The sequence below is a fragment of the Aquamicrobium sp. genome, from assembly GCF_023954335.1.
Lineage (GTDB): Bacteria > Pseudomonadota > Alphaproteobacteria > Rhizobiales > Rhizobiaceae > Aerobium.
Genome location: NZ_JAMLIE010000003.1, coordinates 191274 through 211684 on the forward strand (window position 1 = coordinate 191274; position 20411 = coordinate 211684).

16 protein-coding genes are annotated in these 20411 nt (G+C 68.5%); 9 read left to right on the plus strand and 7 right to left on the minus strand.

Annotated elements, in window-relative coordinates; all coding sequences use genetic code 11:
- Positions 1-108: 108 nt before the first annotated feature.
- From M9945_RS18345 to M9945_RS18370, 6 genes are all read left to right on the plus strand, one after another.
- On the plus strand, positions 109-897 hold the full coding sequence (locus M9945_RS18345) for an ImuA family protein (RefSeq protein ID WP_367945725.1): 789 nt from the start codon (positions 109-111) through the stop codon (positions 895-897).
- A complete protein-coding gene (locus M9945_RS18350) occupies positions 800-2365 on the plus strand; it encodes a DNA polymerase Y family protein (protein ID WP_367945726.1) in 1566 nt (521 codons plus the stop codon). Before M9945_RS18345 ends, M9945_RS18350 begins: the two co-directional genes overlap by 98 nt.
- Complete coding sequence (locus tag M9945_RS18355) at positions 2362-5634, plus strand: error-prone DNA polymerase (protein WP_367945727.1); 3273 nt, start codon at positions 2362-2364, stop codon at positions 5632-5634. Before M9945_RS18350 ends, M9945_RS18355 begins: the two co-directional genes overlap by 4 nt.
- A gap of 298 nt (positions 5635-5932) precedes the next feature.
- Positions 5933-8161, plus strand: coding sequence for a TonB-dependent receptor (locus M9945_RS18360; RefSeq protein ID WP_367945728.1), 2229 nt, complete (start codon positions 5933-5935; stop codon positions 8159-8161).
- Between the two features lie 134 nt (positions 8162-8295).
- Positions 8296-8979, plus strand: a complete 684-nt coding sequence (locus tag M9945_RS18365) for a Fe2+-dependent dioxygenase (protein WP_367930226.1) — start codon at positions 8296-8298, stop codon at positions 8977-8979.
- Positions 8976-10064: an alpha-hydroxy acid oxidase gene (locus tag M9945_RS18370; protein ID WP_367945729.1), complete on the plus strand. Its 1089-nt coding sequence runs from the start codon at positions 8976-8978 to the stop codon at positions 10062-10064. Before M9945_RS18365 ends, M9945_RS18370 begins: the two co-directional genes overlap by 4 nt.
- Here M9945_RS18370 and M9945_RS18375 read toward each other — a convergent pair.
- From M9945_RS18375 to M9945_RS18405, 7 genes are all read right to left on the minus strand, one after another.
- A complete protein-coding gene (locus M9945_RS18375) occupies positions 10061-11449 on the minus strand; it encodes an MmgE/PrpD family protein (protein WP_367945730.1) in 1389 nt (462 codons plus the stop codon). The genes M9945_RS18370 and M9945_RS18375 overlap by 4 nt on opposite strands.
- 116 nt (positions 11450-11565) lie before the next feature.
- Complete coding sequence (locus M9945_RS18380; protein WP_367945731.1) at positions 11566-12924, minus strand: adenylosuccinate lyase family protein; 1359 nt, start codon at positions 12922-12924, stop codon at positions 11566-11568.
- A 36-nt stretch (positions 12925-12960) separates the two neighbouring features.
- On the minus strand, positions 12961-13602 hold the full coding sequence (locus M9945_RS18385; RefSeq protein ID WP_367930222.1) for an amino acid ABC transporter permease: 642 nt from the start codon (positions 13600-13602) through the stop codon (positions 12961-12963).
- Positions 13599-14369, minus strand: a complete 771-nt coding sequence (locus tag M9945_RS18390) for an amino acid ABC transporter permease (RefSeq protein WP_367930221.1) — start codon at positions 14367-14369, stop codon at positions 13599-13601. The genes M9945_RS18385 and M9945_RS18390 overlap by 4 nt, the downstream gene beginning before the upstream one ends.
- Positions 14370-14388: 19 nt before the next feature.
- Positions 14389-15246, minus strand: a complete 858-nt coding sequence (locus tag M9945_RS18395; protein ID WP_367945732.1) for a transporter substrate-binding domain-containing protein — start codon at positions 15244-15246, stop codon at positions 14389-14391.
- Between the two features lie 29 nt (positions 15247-15275).
- On the minus strand, positions 15276-16007 hold the full coding sequence (locus M9945_RS18400) for an amino acid ABC transporter ATP-binding protein (protein WP_367930219.1): 732 nt from the start codon (positions 16005-16007) through the stop codon (positions 15276-15278).
- Between the two features lie 219 nt (positions 16008-16226).
- Positions 16227-16949 carry a GntR family transcriptional regulator gene (locus tag M9945_RS18405; RefSeq protein WP_367930218.1) on the minus strand — a complete coding sequence of 241 codons (723 nt, stop codon included), beginning with the start codon at positions 16947-16949 and terminating at the stop codon, positions 16227-16229.
- Positions 16950-17278: 329 nt separating this feature from the next.
- Between M9945_RS18405 and M9945_RS18410 the strand changes: the two genes are divergently transcribed.
- From M9945_RS18410 to M9945_RS18420, 3 genes are all read left to right on the plus strand, one after another.
- Entirely contained in the window at positions 17279-17746 is a 468-nt protein-coding gene (locus M9945_RS18410; protein WP_367945733.1) for a hypothetical protein, read from the plus strand.
- Positions 17743-18783: a YeiH family protein gene (locus tag M9945_RS18415; protein ID WP_367945734.1), complete on the plus strand. Its 1041-nt coding sequence runs from the start codon at positions 17743-17745 to the stop codon at positions 18781-18783. The genes M9945_RS18410 and M9945_RS18415 overlap by 4 nt, the downstream gene beginning before the upstream one ends.
- A gap of 92 nt (positions 18784-18875) precedes the next feature.
- Positions 18876-20384 (plus strand): CoA-acylating methylmalonate-semialdehyde dehydrogenase, encoded by a 1509-nt coding sequence (locus M9945_RS18420; protein WP_367930215.1) that lies wholly within the window; start codon positions 18876-18878, stop codon positions 20382-20384.
- Positions 20385-20411: the final 27 nt, after the last annotated feature.

The window sequence follows — 20411 nt, forward strand, 5'->3', positions numbered from 1 at the left end:
TTGCCCTGCCGGCCTTCGACGACTCCGTCCCGACGGCTTCCCATGAAGCCGATCCGGTTGACTCTTGTCCCGATCGGAGTCTTTATAGAACAAAACAGGAACATACCAATGATGGCTGAGCAGGATACCCTTGCCCGGCTCCGGCAGAGCCTTGCCTGCATCGATGCGCGGGAGTGGGGCGAGGCGATGGCGTCGGAGCGGGTCGCGCTGGGCGTCGGGGCGATCGACGCGGCGCTCGACGGCGGCCTGCCGCGCCGGGCCATGCACGAGGTCTTCGCCGCCGCCATGGCCGATGGCGGCGCGGCCTGCGGCTTTGCGCTGGGGCTGGCGCTGCGCATGGCGGGCGAAGGGCGCACGATCGTCTGGGTGCAGCAGGCAATGGCCGCGCGCGAGCATGGCGGCCTTCATCCGCACGGGCTGATCGGCTTCGGCGCGGCGCCGTCCGTCCTGCTCGTCGAGGCGCGCGACGCGGTCCAGGCGCTGCGAGCCGCCCATGAGGCCGCGCGCTGCCGGGCGCTGGGCGCGGTGGTGCTGGAATTGTGGGGCACGGCCGGGACCCCCGGCCTGACGACGAGCCGCCGCCTGTCGCTGGCGGCGGCCTCTTCCGGCGTCGGCCTCGTCATGCTGCGCCTCGACGCCCGGCCGCAGCCGAGCGCCGCCTTCAGCCGATGGAGCGTAGCGGCCGCGCCCTCGGTGACGCTGGAGGCCGGCGCGCCCGGCCATCCTTCCTTCGACCTTGCCTTGCTGCGCCATCGGGGCGGACCGGGTTCCGGCCGTTGGCGCGTGGAGTGGAACCGTGATGAGCTTGCTTTCCGGGAACCGGCGCTATCTGGCGCTGTGGTTTCCCTTCCTTCCCACCGACCGGCTCGAACGACGGCATGGCGCGACACCGGATGAGCGGCCCCTGATCGTCCTCGCCAGAGTCGGCAGCGCGCTGCGCGTCGCCCATGCGGACCGCAGGGCCCGCGCGCTCGGGCTCGCGCCCGGCCTGACGCTGGCCGATGCGCGGGCGCGCGTGCCGGATGTCGTCGTCGCCGACAGGGACGCCGGCGCCGACCATGCCCTCCTCAAGCGCGTCGCCGACTGGTGTGACCGCTTCACGCCGCTGGTCGGGCTCGACGGCGAGGACGGCGTCATGCTCGACGTCACCGGCTGCGTCCATCTCTTCGGCGGCGAGGCGGCGATGCGCGCCGAGATCGTGTCCCGGCTCGGCTTCATGGGCTTCACCGTGCAGGCGGCGATCGCCGGAACGCCCGACGCGGCGCGCGCCGTCGCCCGCTACACGACGCAAGGCGTCGTCGCGCCCGGCATGGAGGCCGAGGCCGTCCGGCCCCTGCCCGCGGCGGCGCTCGGCATCGACGGCGCGCGGGTGCTGGCGCTGGCGCGCGCCGGGCTGAAGACGATCGCCGCCATCGCCGACCGGCCGCGCGCGCCGCTCGCCGCCCGCTTCGGCGCGGACCTGATGGACCGCCTCGCGCGCGTGCTGGGCGAGGTCGACCACCCGACCTCGCCCGACCGCCCGCCGCCCGCGCTGATGGTCGAGCGCCGGTTCGCCGAACCGCTCGCGCGCACCGAGGACATCGACGCCACCGTCGCCGGGCTGGCGCAGGGGCTCGCCCGGCAACTCGAGGAACACGGCCTCGGCGGGCGGCAATTCGAGGCGAGCTTCTTCCGCGCCGACGGGATCGTGCGGCGGATCGCCGTCGCCAGCGGCCGGCCGCTGCGCGACGCGCGCATCCTTGCCCGGCTCTATGCCGAGCGCCTCGACGCCCTCGCCGACCCGCTCGATCCGGGGTTCGGCTTCGACGTGATCCGCCTGGCCGCCCTCGCCTGCGAGGCCATGGAGGGGCGGCAGGCGCGCTTCGACGGAAGCGAGGAGGACGACGAGGCCGTCGCCGGCCTGATCGACCGCCTGAGCGCCCGCCTCGACGCGGCGCAGGTCATGCGCTTCGCGGCCGAGGACAGCCATGTGCCGGAGCGCAGCTTCCGCACCGTCGAGGCCATCTCGTCTCACGCAGGGGGTGGCAGCGCGGCGGACCGCGCGTGGCCCGCCGCCGCCCGGGGCGAGCCGCCGCTCCTGCCGCTGCGCCTGTTCGCGCCGCCGCAGCCGGTCGAGGCCATGGCCGAGGTGCCGGACGGGCCGCCGATCCGCTTCCGCTGGCGCCGGATCGTCCACGACATCGTCGCCGCCGAAGGGCCGGACCGCATCGCGCCGGAATGGTGGCGCGACGGGGAGGACGCGCTGACGCGGGATTATTTCCGCGTCGAGGATCGCGCCGGCCACCGCTTCTGGCTGTTCCGCGAAGGGCTCTACCGGCGCGAGCGCGAGCGGCCGCGCTGGTATCTCCACGGGTTGTTCGCATGAGCCATGCCGAACTCGTCGCCGCCTCCAACTTCTCCTTCCTGAGGGGCGCCTCGCATGCCCACGACCTCGTGGCGCAGGCCATCGCACTGGGCTGCGAAGGCATCGGCATCGCCGACCGCAACACCGTCGCCGGCGTCGTGCGCGCCTACAGCGCGCTGAACCAGATAAAGGAAAAGCACCGCGAGGAGACCGACGGCGACATCCCCTTCAGGCTCGCGGTCGGCGCGCGCCTCGTCTTCGAGGACGGCGCGCCGGACGTCGTCGCCTATCCCGCAAACCGCGACGGCTGGGGCCGGCTGTGCCGCCTCCTGACAGTAGGCAATCTGCGCGGAACAAAAGGTAAGTGTCATCTTACTCTTGACGATCTCCTCGACGACACGAGCCACCTGCTGCTGATCCTGATGCCCGGCGATCCCGCCGCCTGCGAGGCGCCGCTGCGGCGGCTGGCGGCGCGCGCCGCCGGCTCGCTCTGGCTCGGCGCGACCATGCACCGGCAGGGCGCGGATCGCCGCCGCCTCGTAAAACTCGATGCCGTCGCCCGGCGCGTCGGCGTGCCGCTCCTCGCCACCAACGACGTGCTCTACCACGCGCCGGAGCAGCGGCCCTTGCAGGACATCCTCGCCTGCATCCGCGAGGGGATGCGGATCGACACGGCCGGCCGCCGGCTCGAGGTCAACGCCGAACGGCACCTGAAGCCGCCCGAGGAGATGGCGCGCCTGTTCCGCGACCGGCCCGAAGCGGTCGAGGAGAGCCGGCGCCTTCTGGAGCGGGTTGGGTTCTCGCTCGACCAGCTCAAATACGACTATCCCGACGAGCCTGTCCCGCCCGGCAAGACGCCGCAGGGCCATCTGGAGGATCTGGTCCGGCAGCATGCCGCGGCGCGCTATCCGGGGGGCACCCCGGCGAAGGTGGCGGGCCTTCTCAAGGAGGAGCTGGCGCTGATCGCCGAGCTCGACTACGCGCGCTATTTCCTGACCATCCACGACATCGTCCGCTACGCGCGGGACAAGAAGATCCTCTGCCAGGGGCGCGGCTCGGCCGCGAACTCCGTGGTCTGCTTCGTCCTCGGCATCACCAATGTCGATCCCGAAGAGATAGACGTCCTCTTCGCCCGCTTCCTATCGAAGGAAAGGAAGGAGCCGCCCGACATCGACATCGATTTCGAGCACGAGCGCCGCGAGGAGGTGATCCAGCACATCTACGAGCGTTACGGCCGCCACCGCGCCGGCATCGCCGCCACCGTCATCTCCTACCGTCCGCGCAGCGCCATCCGCGAGGTCGGCAAGGCGCTGGGGCTGACCGAGGACGTGACCTCGGCCCTTGCCGCCACCGTCTGGGGCTCACATGGCGAGGAGCTTCCCGCGACGCAGGTGAGGCAGGCGGGCTTCGATCCCGGCAACCCGGTCATCATGAGGGCGGTCGAGTTCGCCAAGCAGCTCATCGGCTTCCCACGCCACCTGTCGCAGCATGTCGGCGGCTTCATCCTGAGCCGCGGCCGGCTGGACGAGACGGTTCCCATCGGCAACGCCGCCATGGAAGCGCGCACCTTCATCGAATGGGACCGCGACGACATCGACGAGCTCGGCCTGCTGAAGGTCGACGTGCTGGCCCTCGGCATGCTGACCTGCATCCGCAAGGCCTTCGATCTTCTGCGGCAGCATGCGGGCATCGAGCCAGACCTCGCCACCTTCGAGCGCAACGATGAGGCCGTCTACGACATGCTGTGCAGGGGCGACAGCATCGGCGTGTTCCAGGTCGAGAGCCGGGGCCAGATCAACATGCTGCCGCGCCTCAAGCCGCGCTGCTTCTACGACCTCGCCATCCAGGTCGCCATCGTCCGGCCCGGCCCCATCCAGGGCAACATGGTCCATCCCTATCTCAGGCGCCGCAGCGGCGCTGAAGATGTAACGTTCCCCTCACCCTCGCCGGAGCACGGGCTGGAGAACGAGCTGCATGAGGTGCTGGGAAAGACGAAAGGCGTGCCGCTGTTCCAGGAGCAGGCCATGCGCCTTGCCATGGTGGCGGCGAAGTTCACGGCCGAGGAGGCCAACCGGCTGCGCCGGGCCATGGCCACCTTCCGCAATCTCGGTACCATCGACGAGTTCGAGCGCATGATGATCGACCGCATGACCGCGCGCGGCTACGATCCCGACTTCGCCCGGCGCTGCTACGAGCAGATCAAGGGGTTCGGCAGCTACGGCTTTCCCGAGAGCCACGCCGCCTCCTTCGCCCATCTCGTCTACGTCTCGTCCTGGATCAAGTGCCACCACCCGGCGATCTTCGCCTGCGCCCTCTTGAACGCGCAGCCCATGGGCTTCTACGCCCCGGCGCAGATCGTGCGCGACGCGCGCGAGCATGGCGTCGAGGTGCGGCCCGCCGACGTGAACATGAGCGACTGGGACAACACCATCGAGCCCACGGGCATGCTCGATCCCGCCACCGGCAAGGAGAGGCTCGCCCTGCGGCTCGGGCTGCGCCAAATCGGCGGCATCCGGGAAGAGCTCGCCGGGAAGCTGGTCGACAACCGCGGCACGGGCTATCCCGACATCGAGACGCTGGCGCGCCGCGCCGCCCTGCCGCGCGCCATGCTGGAGCGGCTCGCCGACGCCGACGCCTTCCGCTCCATCGGGCTCGACCGCCGCAACGCCCTGTGGGCGGCGCGTCGCATTCCCGACGACCGGCCCCTGCCGCTGTTCGCCGCCGCCGATGCCGCCGAGCTCCCGCAGGAGCCGGACGCGCGGCTGCCCGCCCTTTCGCTGGCGCAGCACGTGGTGACCGATTACCAGACCACGCGGCTGTCGCTGAAGGCCCACCCGCTCGTCTTCCTGCGCGCGCAGTATCGTTCGGAAGGCATCCGCAGTTGCGGCGAGATTGCGGCGCTCGCGGACAAGAGCCGGACCAAGACCGCCGGCGTCGTGCTGGTGCGCCAGCGGCCCGGCAACGGCAAGGTGGTGTTCATGACCATCGAGGACGAGACCGGCATCGCCAACGTCGTCATATGGGCGAGCCTGTTCCAGGCGTTCCGGCGGCAGGTGATGGGCTCGCGCCTGATCGAAGTGCAGGGCCGGGTACAGAAGAGTCCCGAGGGCATCGCCCACCTCGTCGCGCAGAAGCTGATCGACCGCAGCGCCGACCTCAACCGGCTCTCTGCCGACGACAGGCCGGATTTCATGGCGCCCGGCATCGACGAGACCCTCCCGCGGCAGCCGCGAGGCGCCACCCACCCGCGCAATGTGCGGATCATCCCGAAATCGCGGGATTTCCATTGACGGCAAGGTCCGCCCGGCTCGGCGACGCGGCATATGGCGAAATCGTGGCATGCGCACAATCGCGCCACAATTTTAGTTGACTCCTTTATTCAAGATTAGTAACCGGTGAAATGCCCCTCTCAGGCAACCGTCCCGCTTTCGCCTGCCCCGGCGGACAGCTGGACGGCATTTTTTTAAGGACCGCGACCGGAAGCCCCCTTCCCGGTTCGGCCCAATCACGGAGGCTTTCTTGAGCGACAATCCCACCGACAACAAAACTCGCGCCGATTCTGTCAGGACGACCCTTGGTTTGCTGCCCATGATTGCGCTCTCGGCCGCCCTGACCAGCCCCGCCCAGGCGCAAGGCGTGACGGAGCTCGACACGATCAATGTCGATGGCGGCAGGCAGGGCACGGCGGCCTCCGGCTACAAGCGCGAACGGCTCCAGTCGAAGAAGGCGACGGCCGAGCTGAAGAACACGCCGAAGACCGTGACGGTCGTCCCCGAGCAGGTGATCGAGGAGCGCGGCGCGACCGATCTGGTCGAGGTGCTGCGCAACACGCCCGGCATCAGCCTCGACGCCGGCGAGAACGGCTTCAGCAGCGGCGGCAACTCCGTCTTCATCCGCGGCATGAACGCCACCGGCAACGTCTTCACCGACGGCGCGCGCGACAACGGCAGCTACACGCGCGACACCTTCAACATCGAGCAGGTCGAGGTGGTGAAGGGCGCCGGCGGCGAGAACGGCCGCTCCACCGGCGGCGGCTACATCAACATGGCCACCAAGACGCCGACCACGGAGAACTTCATCCGCGGCTCGACGCGCATCGGCTTCGACGACGACGGCCGCACCCGCACGCGCGGCACGATCGACGTAAACAGGGTGGTCGACGATTTCGCCTTCCGCTTCAACGCCATGGGCGAAGGCGGCGACATCTTCGGCCGCGACGTCGCCGACATGAAGACCTGGGGCATCGCCCCCTCGCTCGCCTACGGCCTCGGCACCGACTTCCGCGCCATCTTCGCCTACGAGCATGTCAGGCGCGACGAGACGCCCGACAACGGCGTCGCCTACAACAGGAACCCCGGCGAGGGCGGCAGGCCGAACGTCGTCGCCATCCCCGGCGCCGGCCCGCGCGGAACGTCTGGCAGCTTCCTGCCGCGCGACACCTATTTCGGCGCGCCGACGGACTACAACGACGTCGAGAGCGATGCATTCCTCGCCCGCTTCGAATACGACTTCAACGACAGCATTACCATCAGCAACCAGACGCGATGGTCGAGCGTCGACCGCTCGTCGGTCTACAGGGTTCCCAGCGCGGGGGCGGCGCTCCCGGGCAACCAGTACTACAACCGCGAGAACACCACGCTGACCAACCTGACCAACGTGTCGGCGCAGTTCGAGACGGGGACGTGGCGGCACTCGCTGTCCGCCGGCCTCGAGTTCAGCCGCGAAAGAGCGGACGCCATCCACGGCAACCCCGATGCGGCGAGCCCGACGACGAGCGAGGTCGGGGTCGACACGGTCGCGGCCTATCTCTACGACACGATCGAGCTGAATGAGAAGTGGCTGGTCAATGGCGGCCTGCGCGCCGAGCGCTACAGCGTCGACATCCGCGGCAACGGCACCATCCCCGGCACGGGGTCCAACGCCTACAGCGACTCCCGCACCACGCTGAGCGGCAATATCGGCGTCGTCTACAAGCCGCGGCCCGAGGGAAGCATCTACGCCTCCTACGGGCTGACGCATCTCCCGCACGGCTCGCTTCTGTCCAACCCCGACATCTCGCGCGGCATCGACCAGGCGTTCCCCGGCTTCGTCGCCGGCGCGAAGCCCGTCGTGGCGCATAATTACGAGGTCGGCGTCAAGTGGGACTTCCTCGACGGCGGCCTTTCCGTCACCGGCGCCCTGTTCCGCACAGAGAAGAAGAACGTCGCCTATCCGCGCAGCAATGTCAGCCTGCCCACGGACCCCGACATCGTCTATGGCGACCAGGTCGTCCAGGGCATCGAGCTCGGCGTCGCCGGCAACATCACGGAACGGTGGAGCCTCTTCGGCGGCCTCGTGCTGCTCAATAGCGAGCGCAAGCACGGCGCGGAGGTCGATCGGGCGCTTCAGAGGACCGCTCCCAACAGCAACGACTACCTGCCGGGCACCGGCACGGTCTCGCCCGGCTTCACCGGCGTCACCACCACCAATGGCGACGAGCTGGCCTTCACGCCGAAATTCACCGCCAATGTGTGGACGACCTACGACGTGACCGAGAAGCTGACGCTCGGCGGCGGCTTCCAGTATGTCGGCGACAGCTGGATCGGCCGCCCGGACGACGCCACCCGCGTCATCCCCAACGGCAAGTTCGGCAAGCTGCCGGGCTACTTCCTCGTCAACCTGATGGCGTCCTACGCTGTCAACGACAACGTCACGCTGCGCTTCAACATCGACAACGTCTTCAACGAGACCTATCTGACGACGACCAACTGGAACGGAAGCTGGGGCTATCTCGGCGCGCCGCGCACCTATCGCTTCGGCACCAGCTTCAAGTTCTGACCCGCGGCAACCGAGGCATGGGAAGCTCTTGACCTCCGCAGCGTCTTCCCCACCCATGGAATTGCCGGGCGCGAGCCCGGCAATTTTCCGTTTCAAGGCCGGCACTTTTCTGTTGAACGAAAGAGAGTGAGGACATGATCGTAACCATCCCCGATCTCATCACGCCCGAGGAGCTGGCCTATATGCGGCAGGTGCTCGAAGGCACCGAATGGGTCGACGGACGCGTCACCGCCGGCAGCCAGGCGGTCAAGGTCAAGAACAACCTACAGCTCCCCATCGAATCGCAGACCGCGCAGGAGCTCGGCCAGATCGTGCTGCGCGCGCTGGCCCGAAGCCCTGTCTTCACCAGCGCGGCGCTGCCGCTGCGCATCCTGCCGCCGATGTTCAACCGCTACGATGTCGGCATGACCTTCGGCGCGCATGTCGACGGCTCGATCCGCGCCCTGCCCGGAACCGGCCAGCGCCTGCGCACCGACGTGTCCTCGACCCTCTTCCTCACCCCGCCGGAAGACTATGACGGCGGCGAGCTCGTCATCCACGACACCTACGGCGCCCATTCCGTGAAGCTGCCGGCCGGCCATCTCGTCGTCTATCCGGCGACGTCGATGCATTCCGTGACCCCGGTCACGCGCGGCAGCCGCTGGGGTTCCTTCTTCTGGACGCAGTCCATGGTGAAGGACGACTGGCAGCGCACCATGCTCTACGATCTCGACCGCTCGATCATCCGCGTGCGCGAGGAGATGGAGGACGACGACGAGGCGGTCGTCGGCCTGACGGCCCACTACCACAACCTGCTGCGCCACTGGTCCGACGTATGAGCGGGCCGGTCCCGCCGGATGTCGTCTGCGCCGCCGACTACGAGCGTCACGCGCGCGAAAGACTGCCGGCGGATATCTGGGCCTACATCGCCGGCGCGGGCGCGGACGGGCTGACGCTAACGCGCAACCGCGCCGCCTTCGACCGGATCGAGCTTGCCGGCCGGGTGCTCGCCGACATGCGGCAGGCCTCCACCGCGACGACGTTCCTCGGCATCGACCTGCCCTTCCCTCTCCTGATCGCCCCCGTCGCCCACCAGCGCCTCGTCCATCCGGACGGCGAGCTGGCGAGCGCGCTCGGCGCGGCCTCCTGCGGCGCGGCGATGTGCGTCAGCACGCTGGCCGGCACCACGCTCGAGGACATCGCCGCCCGCGCCGCCGCGCCGCTGATCTTCCAGCTCTACATGCAGGGCGGGCGCGAGGCGGCGCTCTCCCTCGTCCGCCGCGCGGAGGAGGCGGGCTACCGCGCGCTGATGGTGACGGTCGACGCCCCGGTGAACGGGGTCCGCAACGACGAGCAACGGGCCGGGTTCCGGCTGCCGGCGCATGTGCGCCCCGTCAACATCGAGGGCATGGCCGGGCCGGTCTCGCGCGCCAGGCCGGGCGAGAGCCCGGTGTTCAAGGGCCTGCTCGACGCCGCGCCGCGCTGGGACGACATCGAATGGCTGCGCGGCCGCACCAGCCTGCCGCTGATCCTCAAGGGCATCGTCCATCCTGACGACGCCGAGCGGGCGATCGGGCTCGGCGCCGACGCCGTCGCCGTCTCCAACCATGGCGGGCGGACGCTCGACACCCTACCGGCCAGCATCGACGCGCTGAAGGCGGTCGCCGCGCGGGTCGAAGGGCGCGTCCCCCTCCTCCTCGACGGCGGCATCCGCCGCGGCACCGACATCCTGAAGGCGCTGGCGCTCGGCGCCCGCGCCTGCATGATCGGCCAGCCGGTGATGCACGCGCTGGCGGTCGCCGGCCCGGTCGGCGTCGCCCATCTTCTCGTCATCCTGCGCGCCGAGCTGGAGGTCGCCATGGCGCTGACCGGCCGGGCCTCGATCGACGCGATCGATCCGGCGACGATATGGGGATCGGCCTAGCCGCGACCGGGAACTTGCGCCGGAAGCCTCGAAAACCCCTCGAAGCGGTCGGCCTCTGTGACGGCGAGGATTTCTTCTTCCAGCCCGGCCGCGTCTGCGCCGGGAAAGCCGAACGCCACGCAATCGCGGAATTTTCGCGCGATCTCCTCGCGCGAGAACGGCGCGCCCCAATGGCCCTTCGGGTTGTCGACGCGCTCGGTGAGACGCGCGCCGGAACGAAGCGTCACCGTGACCACGGCATAGCCTTCGAGCCATTCCGGCGCGCCGGCCGGAGGCATCTTCTGCTCGCAAACCTCGATGCGGCGCATCAGCGATCGCAGCGCCTCGTGCTCGAGAATCCCATCGCCGAAATCGGCCGGGCCGAGGCCGCGGCCGTGGAGCAGCGCGGCGAGGACGTATTCGGCGCTGAACTTGCATTCCAGCGCCGCGCCCGGCCGGCTGTGGATGAGCGGCGCCTTGCCCTGCGGCTCGATGGCGACATCGATGCGCTCGACGTCGCCGGGCCTGAGGCCGGTGCGCGCCTTCAGTGCCGCCATGGCGTCGCACATGCGATGAAGGTTGTAGCAGACCGCGTAGTTCTTGAGGCTGACGCCGTGGCGCGCCGGCGTCCATGCCTCATCAAGGCTCCGCGCCACCTGGGCCAGCCGCGCGCGGCCGGCCATCAGCGCGTAGTAGCCCAGCGGCCCTTCCAGCATCGAGGGGTTGGCCTCGAAGCCGGCGCGGGCGAGCGTCGCGGCGAGCACCGCGTTGCGTGCGGCGAGCCCGGCATGGAACGGCTTGGTCATCGTGCCGAAGTTCTGGCGGCTGCCGCTCGCCATGCTTCCCGCGAGGCCCAGCGCGTGCCGCGTCTGCGCCGCGCTCATGCCGAGCAGACGCGCGGCGGCGCAGGTTGCGGCGACGACGCCGACGGTCGAGGTCGAATGCCAGCCGCGGGCGTAGTGGTCGTCGATCGCCATGCCGTCGGCGACGGCGACCGCAGCGCGCACGCCGACCACATAGGCCTCGGCCAGCGCCCGGCCGCTCGGCCGGATCTCCTCGCCGAGCGCGAGAAGCACCGGCCAGATCGTCGAGGCGAGATGGCCGCGGATCGATTCGTTGGTGTCGTCGTAGTCGAGCGCGTGGGCGGTGGCGCCGTTGACCATAGCCGCGATCTCGGGATCGGCGCGGCGCCCGCTCGTCCAGATGGTCGAGCCCGCCGCGCCGGCGCTTCCCGCATGGGTCTTCGCCAGCACTGCTACGAGCACCGAGTCCCGCGCCGCGAGCGCGACGCCGACCGTGTCGAGCAGCGTGTCGCGGGCCTGCCGCAGCGCCTCCCCCGTCACATGGCGCGCAACGTCGCCCAGCGCGTAGTCGGCGAGGACGGCGGTGACGGCCTCATTTCCCATGCCGGCTTCCCCGGCCCTATCGGCGCGACGGACCAATGGCTCGTTCTCCGCAGCAAAAAGAAAATTGGAATGCCGAACGCCGGGAGACGGACGCTCCCGGCGTTCGGCGGACGGCTTCATCGTGCCCGGCGGGCCTCATTGCGGGCGACCTCGACCGCAACGCCGAGATAGGACGCGGGGTCCATGAGCGACCGAAGCTGTTCCCTGTTCAAATGCGCGCTGACGGCCTCGTTCGCGCTCAGCGCATCTAGGATCGGAATGCGCTTCTCATGCGCGGTCATGAAGCATTCGTGCAGCACGTCATGCGCGTTGTGGCGGCCGAGGAAGGAGGCGAGCGCGCGCATCATCGGCTCGCCCGCGATCTCGTCGACGATGTTGGCGCGCATGCGCTCGCGGTCGACCTCCAGCCCCTCGACGAGATAGGTGAGGTTGCCGATCTGGCCATCTAGCAGCAGGAAGACTTCCGGCACGATGCGCGAATCGATCTGCCAGCGCGAATCGTCGCGCTCGTGCTCGGTCGCCATCAGCTCCATGGCGAGGCCGGCCTGGGCCCGCAGCATCAGCCCGGCCGACAGGACGCCCTCGGCGATGCTCGGGTTGCGCTTCTGCGGCATGGTGCTGGAGCCGACCTGCTCCGGCCCATGCGGCTCGTGGACCTCGGACAGCTCGGTCTTCTGGAGGACGGCGAGCTCGTGGCCGATGCGGCCGAGCGAGGAGCCGGTCAGGATCATCGTCGACAGCATCTCGCCGAGGCGGTCGCGCGCCGCCTGCCACGAGACAGGGTCCCAGCCGAGCCCGAGATCGGCCGCGACCTTGCGCGCAACCTCCAGCCCCTTCGGCCCCATATAGGCGGAGGTGCCGACCGCGCCGACGATCGAGACCACGAAGACGCGCTCCGACATCGCCTTCAGCCGGTCGATGTTGCGGCGAACCTCGGAAAGCCAGTTGGCGACCTTGAAGCCGAAGGTGATGGGCAGCGCCTGCTGGCCGTGGGTGCGCCCGGCCATCACGGTCTCGGCCTCGCGCTCGCACAGCGCCGCCAGCGCCGATTCCAGCGACTCCAACCCCTCGACGATCATCGCGATCGCTTCCTTCGAGCGCAGCATGGCGCCGGTGTCGATGATGTCCTGCGTCGTCGCACCCCAGTGGAGATACTGCCCCGCATCGCCCGGGCAGGCGTCGCGCAGCTGGTTGATGAACGGCATCAGCTGGTGGAGCGTCGCGGTGACGCCGTGGCGCATCGCCACCATGTCGAACGCGTGGGTGCGGCCGGCCTCCGCGATGGCCTTAGCCGCATCCTCCGGGATCAGGCCGAGCTCTGCCTGCGCGCGCGCCAGCGCCACCTCGGCGCGGACCCACCCGCCGACCATGTCCCGGTCGCTGAATTTCCGGCGCATCGGCGCCCTCGACCAGAGATCCTCGAACAGCGGACTGCTCAGGGTGTAGCCTTCTTCTTCCTTCACAATGGACTCCATGATGATCTTTCGCAGAAAAACGCCCGACAGCCGGCTTCAGATGTCGGATCTGAGCTCGTATCGCCTCGCGATGAGGCTGAGCACGAAGCAGATGCAGAAATAGACGACCGCGGCGAAGGCCAGCAGCTCGAACGGATGGACGAGGACGCGCGCATTGGTGATGCTGACGCGGGTGTAGAACTCCTGCACGCCGATGACGGAGACCAGCGAGGTTTCCTTGACCAGCATGATGAATTCGGAGGAGAGCGACGGCATCATGCGGCGCACCGCCTGCGGCAGCACCACGTAACGCATGGTCTGCAGGTAGCTGAGCCCGCTGGCGCGCGCCGCCTCCACATGGCCCGGATGCACGCCGAGGATGCCGCTGCGGATGATCTCCGCCACATAGACGCTGGTGAACACCGCGAGCGCGATGCTGCCCGAGACGAAGGCCGAGACGTTGTAGCCCAGCTCCGTCATCAGGAAGTAGGTGAAGAAGATGAACAGCAGCAGCGGGACGCTTCGGACCAGCTCGATGAAGGCCTTGGCCGCCAGCCGCACCGGCAGGTAGGGCGACAGGCGCAATGTAGCGAGGACACAGCCGAACAGGAAGCTCCCGACGATGCCGACCAGCGCCAGCGCGAAGGTGTAGCGCAGGCCGGAGATCATGTATTCCCAGTTGTTCAGGATCGCGTTCATGCCGCCAGCGCCTTGAGCCAGGATTTCACGGAGCGCGGGCCATGCGAGGGCTGGGCGTATCCCCACCTTCGGTCGAGATAGCTGCCGAGGGCATTGAACCCGGTGCTGACGAGGGTGCACAGCACGACGAAGATCGCCACCGCCGTGCCCATGACGAGGAACACCTCGAAGGTGCGCGATGTCAGCGTATAGGCCTGGAAGACGAGGTCGGGCACGCCGATGACCAGCACGATGCTCGTGTTCTTTGTGACGCCGACATAGTGGTTGATCAGCGCCGGCAGCGCCATGCGATAGGCCTGCGGCGTGATGATGCGCACCATCGTCGTCACATAGCCGAGCCCGGTCGCCATCGCCGCCTCGTACTGGCCACGCGGGACGGATTGCAGGCCCGAGCGCACGGCCTCGGCGATGTAGGCGCTGCGATAGACGATCAGCGCGCAGGCGCCGGCGATGAACTCGATGCTGTAGACGCTGGTCAGCGGCGACACGAACCACTGGACCGAGGACAGGCCGAAGACGCCGAAATACCAGAATGCCAGCTGCACCAGCACCGGGACATTGCGGATGAACTCGACCAGCGCCGTCAGCGCCACGCGCAGGGGGCGCAGGGCGGGCGATTTCGACACCCGCCCGAACGCGATCAGGCTGCCGATCAACGACGAAAAGACGATGGCGTAGAACGCAAGTTGCACGGTGATCCAGAGGCCTGACGCAAACAGCGCCCGGCCTTCGGGACCAAACACGACGTTCCAGTTGACGGAGCCCATGTTCATACGTCCGCTACGCTTACTTCGGCCAGACTTCGACCTGGTAGGTGCTGGCGTAGAGGGTGCCCCACCACTTCTTGAAGATGGCCTCGTAGGTGCCGTCCTCGACCATGTCCATCAGCGTGAAGTTCAGCTTGTCGCGCACCAGCGCGTCGCCCTGGCGCACGCCGAACGCGAAAGGCGAGTTGCCGATCCCGTCCTCGCCGACGACCTTGAGCGAGACGCCGGCGTCCTTGGCCGCCGCGACCGCCGAGCCGAGCGAGCCGGCCGTGTCGAAGGCCGCGTCCGCGCGACCCTGCTGGACGGCAAGGTAGACGTCGGCCCAGTCCTTCATCTCGAGGACGCGCGCCTGCGGGTTCATCTGCTTCATCATCTGCGACTGGATCGAACCCTGCGCCAGCGCCACCGTCTTGCCGTCGAGGTCGGCGATGGCGTTGATGGGCGAATCCATGGGCACCATCAGCTTCATCGACTCGGCGATGTAGGTGACGGAATAGTCGATCTTCTCGTCGCGCTCGCGGGTGTGGACGATCGAGGCGGCGATGAAGTCGACCTTGGACGTGGTCAGGTTGGCGATGCGGTTGGCGCTGGTGACCGGCTGGAGCTCGAGCTCGACGCCCCAGCGCTTGGCGATCTCGGTGACGAGATCGATGTCGAAGCCGACCGGCGTCTCCTGCCCCTGCGGGACGAAGCCGTAGGGGATCGTGTCGTACTTGACGCCGACGACCACCTTGCCCTTGCTCTCGATGCCCTGCCAGGTCGCCGCCGAGGGATCGACGTCGCTCTTGGTCTCCTCGGACGAGGAGCAGGCCGAGACGAGCATCGCGAGGCCGCACGCGCCCGCAATGGAGAACAGATTCCAACTACCTCTGGACATTTCATTTACCTCCGGTTTGTTTTGGTATTTCAGTGCACGACGCTGGAAAGAAACTGCCGGGCCCGCGGGTCGGTGGGGTTGGCGAAGAACGCCTCCGGCTTGCCGCACTCGACGATCTTGCCCCCGTCCATGAAGACGACCTCGTCGGCCACCTGTTTGGCGAAGCCGAGCTCGTGGGTGACGACCACCATCGTCATTCCGTCGCGGGCGAGATCGACCATGACGTCGAGAACCTCGCCGATCATCTCCGGGTCGAGCGCGCTGGTCGGTTCGTCGAAGAGCATCACCTTCGGGTCCATCGCCAGCGCCCGGGCGATCGCCACGCGCTGCTGCTGGCCGCCGGAAAGCTGCGCCGGGTGCTTGTTCGCCTGGTCCGCTATCCTGACCCGGTCGAGCAGCTCGAGCGCACGCTTCTGCGCCTGGTCGGCGGACATCCCCTTCACCTTCCGCGGCGCGAGGGTGATGTTCTGCATGATCGTCATGTGCGGGTAGAGGTTGAACTGCTGGAACACCATGCCGACCGACGAGCGCAGCCTGTTCATGTTGGTCTTGCGGTCGAAGACGTCGACGCCGTTCACCGAGACCGAGCCCGCGTCGATCGTCTCCAGCCCGTTGATGCAGCGGATCAGGGTGCTCTTGCCGGAGCCCGACGGCCCCAGGATCACCGTGACCGTGCCCTCGGCCATGCTGTGGCTGACGTCCTTGAGAGCATGGAACGCCCCGTAGAACTTGGAGACGTTCGTTATGACGATGCCGCTCATGGATGCGGTCTCCTCTGCTTCGGGCGCGCGCGGCGCGCCCTGTTGTCCTTCCGGCCGCGGCCATCGAATGGCCGGCCTCCATCAGGCACGCGCCGACCCGTCGCGGGAGCCGGCATGCCTTCCGGCCTCCCGCGCGATGTCGCGCCGTGTCTGCAAGTGCTTGAATCCAGGGACGGGCGGCGGAACGCGAACTCCGCCCGGCTTCACTTCTTCAGATCGTCACAATCCCGACTGCCGTCTCCTCCTCGCGCGGCCGTCCGGGGCGACCTCCTGCTCCTCGGCGCCGTTGCCGAAGACGCTGGTCAAAATGCTCTTGCCCGCCCATTCGATCACGTCGTAGACGGTCGCACCGGCGCGCTCGCCGTCGCGCGCTTCGAACGCCTCGAGAATGGCGCGGTGGGCGGCAAGCGACCGCTCGATCCGCCCGGGAATCTTGAAGCCGATATAGCGGTAGCGGATGGTCTGCTTGCCGAGGAACTCGACGACCATGCGCAGGCGCACGATGTCGGCGACGTCGAGCACCAGATCGTCGAACTTCTGCGACAGGGCGCTGAACTCGACCACGTCGCCGCGCGCCGCGACCCGCTCCATGTCGTCGACGATGGTCCTGAACACCTTCAGGTGCTCCTCGGTCATGTTGGCCGTGGCGTACATGTAGGCCAGCTCGAAGAGATGCTTGCGCAGGATGTAGATCTCCTCGACGTCGCGGCGGTTGACCCGCGCGACATGCGCGCCCCGGCGCGGGATGATCTCCACCAGCTTCGCCGTCTCCAGGATGCGCAGCACCTCGCGGAACGAACCCCGGCTGATCCCGAACTTCTCGGCCCATTCCTCCTCGATGAGGCGCGCGCCCGGGTTCAGGCGCCCCTCGATGATCTCGCGCTCGAGATGCTGTGCCGCGATCGCGGCAACAGAGCGCGGCAGTTCGGGTATTGCCGCCATGTCTCCGGACGCCGATCTCGATTTATTCACGCCTGTCCTCCGCGCCTGTGAAGCTTGCAGGCCGTGAAACGGCCGCCGCTCGAAAGAACACTCCGAAACCGGAAAAGAATACGCCGCCTTTATGCCTGTTGACAGGCGCGGTGCACCAGAAAGACCGGCGCAACCCCTGAAAAGACGTGTTCTCCTCCCCGGCCCCTGCCCTGCCCGTCCGGCGTCGCCTGCAGCCCAGAACGCTCGTTCCTGGCCCAAGGGAAAGCGATCTACGTATAATTGTCAACAATTAATTGTTGTGCTACGCAACATTCGTTCCGCGACGGGAGGCGCAGCGGATGATCCGTTCGCACGGGCACGGAGGAGACGAGCATGCAGAACACCCGCATGAGGAAGAAGGGCGTCAGGGGCACGGCGCGCCCGCGCCGGGCATGATCGCCGCCGGCATCCGCCCGGTTGGCATCGCCCCGGCTGGTGTTGCCGCGTCCGGTATCGCCCTGCCTACCGTCAGTATCGCCCTGCCTGCCATCATGCGGTCTGCCGCCGTTCTGTCCGGCATCGCCCCATCCGGCAAACCCGCATCCGGCAACGTCGCGCCCGAAAGCGCCACGCTTGGCATCGACCTCGCAGCGGTAGACGGCACGCCTCTCACTTCCCGCACCCGGCACGGCCCGACGGTCATCGCGGCGGCGCGCAAACCGTTCGATCACGCCGAACGGTTCGATCAGATCAATCTGTTGGACCGCACAATCTGGCAAATCCATAACCGGCGCACGAACAACGACCTCGCCGAGGCTGCGCCGTGACTCTGGACCGACCCGCCGTCGCGAATGCGACTTCCGCCTCGCCGCTGCGGCGTCTGGAGGCGATCGTCCCGGGGCTGACGCTGGTGGCGACGATCACCGCGGCGGCCTACGGGCTGCGGCAGGTGCCGGGGCTCTCGGGGCTCAGCCCGATGATCTCGGCCATCTTCATCGGCATCGCATTCTCGAGCTTCACCACCGTTCCCGCCGCCGCCGGGCCGGGCGTCGCCTTCTTCGGCAAGCGCATGCTGCGGCTGGCGATCGTCCTGCTCGGCTTCCAGCTCACGCTCGGGCAGCTCGGCGAGGTCGGGCTCGTGCGCATGCTCGCCCTTTGCGCGTTGGTCGCGGCGACGTTCCTCGCCACGGTGGGGCTCGGCCGGCTCCTCGGCGTCGATCCCGGGCTGGCGCGGCTTCTCGCCGCCGGCACCTCGATCTGCGGCGCCTCGGCGATCGCGGCGGCGAACGCCGTCCACCGGACCAATGACGAGGATGTCGCCTATGCCGTCGCCTGCATCACCGTCTTCGGCACCGCGGCAATGCTCGTCTATCCGCTGCTCGGGCAGCTCGCCGGCCTTTCCCCCGTCGATTACGGCTTCTGGGTCGGCTCCTCGATCCACGAGGTGGCGCAGGTCGTCGCCGCCGGCTTCCAGCACGGCGACGTTGCCGGCGAGCAGGGCGTCGTCGTCAAGCTGTCGCGCGTCGTCCTGCTCGCGCCGCTGCTGGTCGCGATGTCGGTGCTGACCGCCGACCGTTCCGGCGGCGTCTCCGGCAAGCTGGGCTTCTCGCAGATCGTCCCGACCTTCGTCCTCGGCTTCGTGCTGTGCATGGCGATCAACACGCTCGGTCTCGTGCCCGCGCCGCTGAAGGCGGCGATCGTCGCGATCACGCCGATCATGCTGGCGGCGGCGCTGGGCGCGCTCGGCCTCGGCACCCGCTTCAGCGCGGTGCGGGCGCGCGGCATGCGCCCGCTCCTTCTCGCCGCCCTCGCCTCGGTCTTCATCTCGGCCGCGAGCCTCGCGCTGCTGGCGACGGTCGCCTGACGGAGGAGAGCATGGCCCGAACCACCCGCACGATCCCCACGATTTCGGCCGGTTGCGCCGCAAGACTCCCTTGAGCGAAAAGGAAAGCTGACATGAACACCGTCCAACACTTCGTCGATGGAAAGATCTGGGCCGGCGCGTCGTCCCGCGCCGCCGACATCTTCAACCCCGCCACCGGTATGGCCATCGGCAGGGTCAGCCTCGCCAGCGCCGACGACGTCGCCCATGTCGTCACCGTCGCGAAGAAGGCGCAAGTATCGTGGGGCGCGCAGCCGCCGGCGAAGCGCGCGGCCGTGATGTTCGCCTTCCGCGACCTTCTCGTGCGCCACATCGACGAGTTGGCCCCGATGCTGTCGCGCGAGCACGGCAAGACCCTGTCCGACGCCAAAGGCGAGATCGCGCGCGGCATCGAGGTGGTCGAGTTCGTCTGCGGCATTCCCCATCTGCTGAAGGGGGAATATTCCGAGCAGGTCGCCTCGCAGGTCGACAGCTTCTCGATCCGCCAGCCGCTCGGCGTCGTCGCCGGCATCACGCCGTTCAACTTCCCGGCCATGGTGCCGCTGTGGATGTATCCGGTCTCGCTCGCCTGCGGCAACGCCTTCGTGCTGAAGCCGTCCGAGCGCGACCCGTCCGTCGTCGTCCGCATCGGCGAGCTCCTGCATGAAGCCGGGTTGCCGGCAGGCGTGTTCAACGTCGTCAACGGCGACAAGGAGGCGGTGGACGCGCTTCTCGACCACCCGGACGTCGACGCGGTCAGCTTCGTCGGCTCGACGGCGATCGGCCACTACATCTACAGCCGCGGCACCGCCAACGGAAAGCGCGTCCAGGCGCTGTGCGGCGCCAAGAACCATCTCGTCGTCATGCCCGACGCCGACATGGATAAGGTCGCCGACGCGCTGATCGGCTCGGCCTACGGCTCGGCCGGCGAGCGCTGCATGGCGATCTCCGTCGCCGTGCCGGTGGGCGAAGAAACCGCCGACCGGCTGGTCGAGGTGCTGGCCCCGCGCGTCGAGGCGCTGAAGGTCGCTCCTTTCGACGATCCCGCCTCCGACATGGGCCCGGTGATCTCGCGCCAGAGCCTCGACCGCATCCTCGGCTACATCGCCGAAGGCGAGAAGGCCGGCGCCAGGCTTATCGTCGACGGCCGGGGCGTCAGGCTGCAGGGCTACGAGAACGGCTACTTCCTCGGCGGCTGCCTGTTCGATAACGTCACGCCCGACATGTCGATCTACAGGGACGAGATTTTCGGGCCGGTGCTTTCCGTGCTGCGCGCCGGGTCCTATGAGGAGGCCGTGACCCTGATCAACGACCATGAATACGGCAACGGCACTTCGATCTTCACCCGCGACGGCGACACCGCGCGCGACTTCTTCACGCGCGTGCGCATCGGCATGGTCGGCGTCAACGTGCCGATCCCGGTGCCGGTGGCCTACCACTCCTTCGGCGGCTGGAAGCGGTCGCTGTTCGGCGACCACCACATCCACGGCATGGAGGGCGTGCGCTTCAACACCCGCCTGAAGACGATGACGACCCGCTGGCCGAGCGGCATCAAGGAAGGCGCGGTCTTCAACTTCCATTCCGGCAGCGACACGCAGGCCTGAACCCCACCGTCACCAACGGGAGAGACG

Bases quoted from the DNA above. Each gene is read 5' to 3' on its own strand.
- M9945_RS18345 (WP_367945725.1), top strand. From the start codon at position 109: ATGATGGCTGAGCAGGATACCCTTGCCCGGCTCCGGCAGAGCCTTGCC.
- M9945_RS18350 (WP_367945726.1), top strand. From the start codon at position 800: ATGAGCTTGCTTTCCGGGAACCGGCGCTATCTGGCGCTGTGGTTTCCC.
- M9945_RS18355 (WP_367945727.1), top strand. From the start codon at position 2,362: ATGAGCCATGCCGAACTCGTCGCCGCCTCCAACTTCTCCTTCCTGAGG.
- M9945_RS18360 (WP_367945728.1), top strand. From the start codon at position 5,933: ATGATTGCGCTCTCGGCCGCCCTGACCAGCCCCGCCCAGGCGCAAGGC.
- M9945_RS18365 (WP_367930226.1), top strand. From the start codon at position 8,296: ATGATCGTAACCATCCCCGATCTCATCACGCCCGAGGAGCTGGCCTAT.
- M9945_RS18370 (WP_367945729.1), top strand. From the start codon at position 8,976: ATGAGCGGGCCGGTCCCGCCGGATGTCGTCTGCGCCGCCGACTACGAG.
- M9945_RS18375 (WP_367945730.1), bottom strand. From the start codon at position 11,449: ATGGGAAATGAGGCCGTCACCGCCGTCCTCGCCGACTACGCGCTGGGC.
- M9945_RS18380 (WP_367945731.1), bottom strand. From the start codon at position 12,924: ATGGAGTCCATTGTGAAGGAAGAAGAAGGCTACACCCTGAGCAGTCCG.
- M9945_RS18385 (WP_367930222.1), bottom strand. From the start codon at position 13,602: ATGAACGCGATCCTGAACAACTGGGAATACATGATCTCCGGCCTGCGC.
- M9945_RS18390 (WP_367930221.1), bottom strand. From the start codon at position 14,369: ATGGGCTCCGTCAACTGGAACGTCGTGTTTGGTCCCGAAGGCCGGGCG.
- M9945_RS18395 (WP_367945732.1), bottom strand. From the start codon at position 15,246: ATGTCCAGAGGTAGTTGGAATCTGTTCTCCATTGCGGGCGCGTGCGGC.
- M9945_RS18400 (WP_367930219.1), bottom strand. From the start codon at position 16,007: ATGAGCGGCATCGTCATAACGAACGTCTCCAAGTTCTACGGGGCGTTC.
- M9945_RS18405 (WP_367930218.1), bottom strand. From the start codon at position 16,949: ATGGCGGCAATACCCGAACTGCCGCGCTCTGTTGCCGCGATCGCGGCA.
- M9945_RS18410 (WP_367945733.1), top strand. From the start codon at position 17,279: ATGATCCGTTCGCACGGGCACGGAGGAGACGAGCATGCAGAACACCCG.
- M9945_RS18420 (WP_367930215.1), top strand. From the start codon at position 18,876: ATGAACACCGTCCAACACTTCGTCGATGGAAAGATCTGGGCCGGCGCG.